This window comes from Aeromonas salmonicida subsp. salmonicida, assembly GCF_001643305.1.
Classification (GTDB): domain Bacteria; phylum Pseudomonadota; class Gammaproteobacteria; order Enterobacterales; family Aeromonadaceae; genus Aeromonas; species Aeromonas salmonicida.
On record NZ_LSGW01000030.1, the window covers coordinates 1 to 2893 of the forward strand.

Consider the following 2893-nt stretch of genomic DNA (forward strand, 5'->3'; position numbering starts at 1 on the left):
AGGCGCCAACGAAGGGCTGCTCCGGCAGGCAGGTGAACTGCTTGACCGCATCGACCAGATAATCCTTGAGGCCATCTTCATAGCACCACTCCAGCTTGATGCCGGTGTTCTTGTCGAGGAACTTGATGGTGAGACCGGGGCAGAGCACGGCCTTGGCTTTGAGCAGGTGCTCCAGCTTGGTGACCGAGAAGCGGGGCGAGTCGAAATAGCTCGCCTGCGGCCAGAAGCGCACCCGGGTACCTGTGTTGCGGCGCCCGCAGGTGCCGGTGATGGTCAGCTCCTGCACCTTGTCGCCGCGCTCGAAGGCGATGTCATAGACCTGGCCGTCGCGACGCACCGTCACCTCGACCCGATCGGAGAGGGCGTTCACCACAGAAATGCCCACCCCGTGCAGACCGCCGGAGAACTGATAGTTCTTGTTGGAGAACTTGCCCCCCGCGTGCAGCTTGCAGAGGATCAGCTCCACGCCGGATACCCCCTCCTCCGGGTGAATGTCGACCGGCATGCCGCGGCCGTCATCGATCACCTCGAGGGACTGGTCTTCAAACAGGGTCACCTCCAGGGTACGGGCGTGGCCCGCCAGCGCCTCATCGACGCTGTTGTCGATGACCTCCTGGCCGAGGTGATTGGGCCGGGTGGTGTCTGTGTACATGCCGGGGCGACGACGCACCGGTTCGAGGCCATTGAGGACCTCAATGGCATCCGCATTGTATTGAGTGGACATGGAGGGCCTTGCGAATTGACGTTTGGGGAGAATCTTACTCGTTGGGAGGGCCTTGGACAAACCCGACTGCGGGAAAGGGTGATCCAGACAGGGGCCGACAAGATACTGAGCCGGGATCAGATGCGCCTGACGCCACAGAGAGTGCCTGTGTCAGCCTGGAGAAGGAGACATGGAAACCAAAAGACGCTGCCACCCTGATGATGACATCTGCGGATGACGCCCTTGTGGCTATTTCCCTCGATCGGCCGGATGGTTTACCCCGTCGCGCAGCGGCACCTCAGCCAGCTCGAACGGGTTGACCCCCTCCAGACAGGCAAGGTTGTAACCATACTCGGCCGGATTGGAGCGACGCTGGTGATGGGTATAAATGCCGCAGACGCTGCAGAAGTAGTGCTTTGCGGTACGGGTGTTGAACTGGTAGCAGCGCAGTTCGGCCTCCCCTTGCAGGATGCGTATGCCCGAGAGCGGTACAGAGGCGACGATGGCGCCGCGCCGTCGGCAGAGGGAGCAGTCGCAGCGACGGGGATCCACCACCCCATCCGGCAAGGTAAGTTCCAGTACCACGGCCCCGCAGTGACAGCTGGCCCTGTGCTTTTCCTCAATCCGGGTCTTGCCAATGCGTTTGATCATCCAGCCTCCTTGCTAGCTGATGCGCCCGCCAATCGGGTCAGTCGAACAGGGTATCGCGCCGCCCTTGCAACAGATGGGCATGCAGGGTGCGCAGTTGGGACGCCACCACCCGATGACGGGAGAGTTCAGGCAAGTCGTCGATGGGGAAGTAACCGGCACCTTGTGTTTCACCGGTCTCGCCGAGCAGCTGGCCACCGATCACCTCGCACAAAAAGAAAGCCTTGTGGGCGTGGGGCAGCTGGGGCGGATGGGGGTGCTTGAGCTTGTCGAACAGGGCCAGCAGCTGCACCGCCCGACATTCGAGGCCAGTCTCTTCAACTACCTCGCGCACCACGGCATCGGCTGGCGAGTCACCGACATCACACCAGCCGCCGGGCAGGGTCCAGCAACCGTCGCTGCGCTCCTGCACCAGCAAGATATTGCCAGCCTTATCAACGATAAGGGCTCGTACATCCAGCTTGGGAGTGGGGTAGCCGTGATCGAGGTCGATCCACTCTGCGATGGTGTCCGGTTTCAGGTCGCTATGACTGGCAATCAGGGCGACCGTGGCCGCTCTGAGCGCCTCAAAGCGGCCAATATCGAAGGGATCCTTGGAGTAGGTGAGGCCTGCCTGCGCCGTGGCCAGCACCTGTTCCAGAAAGGTGGCCAACGGCGGTTGCATCGCTAGAGTCCGAGGAAGTGGATGATCTGGGCGGGGTAGCGTTCAAACCCGGTGAAGGCGTGATTACCGCCGCACTCCAGCGAGAGACGGGCGAACTGATATTCGGTCAGCGCCTTGCGATAGTCGAGCACCTCGTCCTCCTGCTGTTGCAGGATCCAGAGCCGTTCAGGCGCCGTCACAGGTACCGCCAACGCCTTCAGTTCGTCCATGTGTACCGGCAGCAGTTCAAAGCACTCATTGGTGTAAGGATTGGTCTGGGGGCCCAGATAGTCGCAGAGCAGCTCATGGGGGCGCACCGCCGGATTGATCAGGGCCGCGCGACAGCCATAGCGCTCGGCCACCCGGGTCGCCATAAAACCGCCGAGCGAGCTGCCCACGGCGCCGAGCTTGAAATGGGCACCATGACGGGCACTGACATCTTCGATGATTTGCTCGATGGCCGCCCAGGCAGCGGCAGGCGTATTGGGCTGGGCCGGAATAATGACCTCGATATCGGGTCTGTATTCGGCGACCCAGGCAGCCATCTGCTGCGCCTTGGCAGAGCCAGGCGAAGAGTTGAAACCGTGCAGATAAAGGAGAACCGACTTCATGCAATGCTCTCCTCAATAACCGGTGGCATCGGGGTCTGGCACAAACTGCCCCACTGGCAGGCGCCACACCTGGCTCGCCACCCGGCCATCGGGATGCAGGGTGAGATAGCGCCAGCCCGGGCCGGACTCATCCAGCGCGAAACCATCGCTGAGCGGTTTGAACTGGATGCAGGTAGAGGGGCTGGCAATCAGCCGCACCCCGCGGTGCACCTCGTCAAATTCCTGATGGACATGGCCAAACAAGATGGTTTTCTGCTGGGGATGACGAGCCAGCACGGCGAACAAGTC

The 2893-nt window shown here is 61.8% G+C and carries 4 protein-coding genes and 1 pseudogene; all 5 read right to left on the reverse strand.

Annotation, left to right across the window (positions count from 1 at the left end; genetic code table 11):
* A partial coding sequence (locus AXW79_RS02185) for an ATP-binding protein (protein WP_248845844.1) occupies positions 1-724 on the reverse strand: 724 nt, incomplete at its 3' end.
* 228 nt (positions 725-952) lie between these two features.
* Positions 953-1354 (reverse strand): GFA family protein, encoded by a 402-nt coding sequence (locus AXW79_RS02190; protein WP_005313907.1) that lies wholly within the window; start codon positions 1352-1354, stop codon positions 953-955.
* Positions 1355-1391: 37 nt separating this feature from the next.
* Positions 1392-2015, reverse strand: coding sequence for an NUDIX hydrolase (locus AXW79_RS02195; protein WP_005313909.1), 624 nt, complete (start codon positions 2013-2015; stop codon positions 1392-1394).
* Between the two features lie 2 nt (positions 2016-2017).
* Positions 2018-2605 carry a YqiA/YcfP family alpha/beta fold hydrolase gene (locus AXW79_RS02200; protein WP_005313911.1) on the reverse strand — a complete coding sequence of 196 codons (588 nt, stop codon included), beginning with the start codon at positions 2603-2605 and terminating at the stop codon, positions 2018-2020.
* A 12-nt stretch (positions 2606-2617) separates the two neighbouring features.
* Positions 2618-2893, reverse strand: a pseudogene (locus tag AXW79_RS02205) (3',5'-cyclic-AMP phosphodiesterase); the annotation flags it as partial.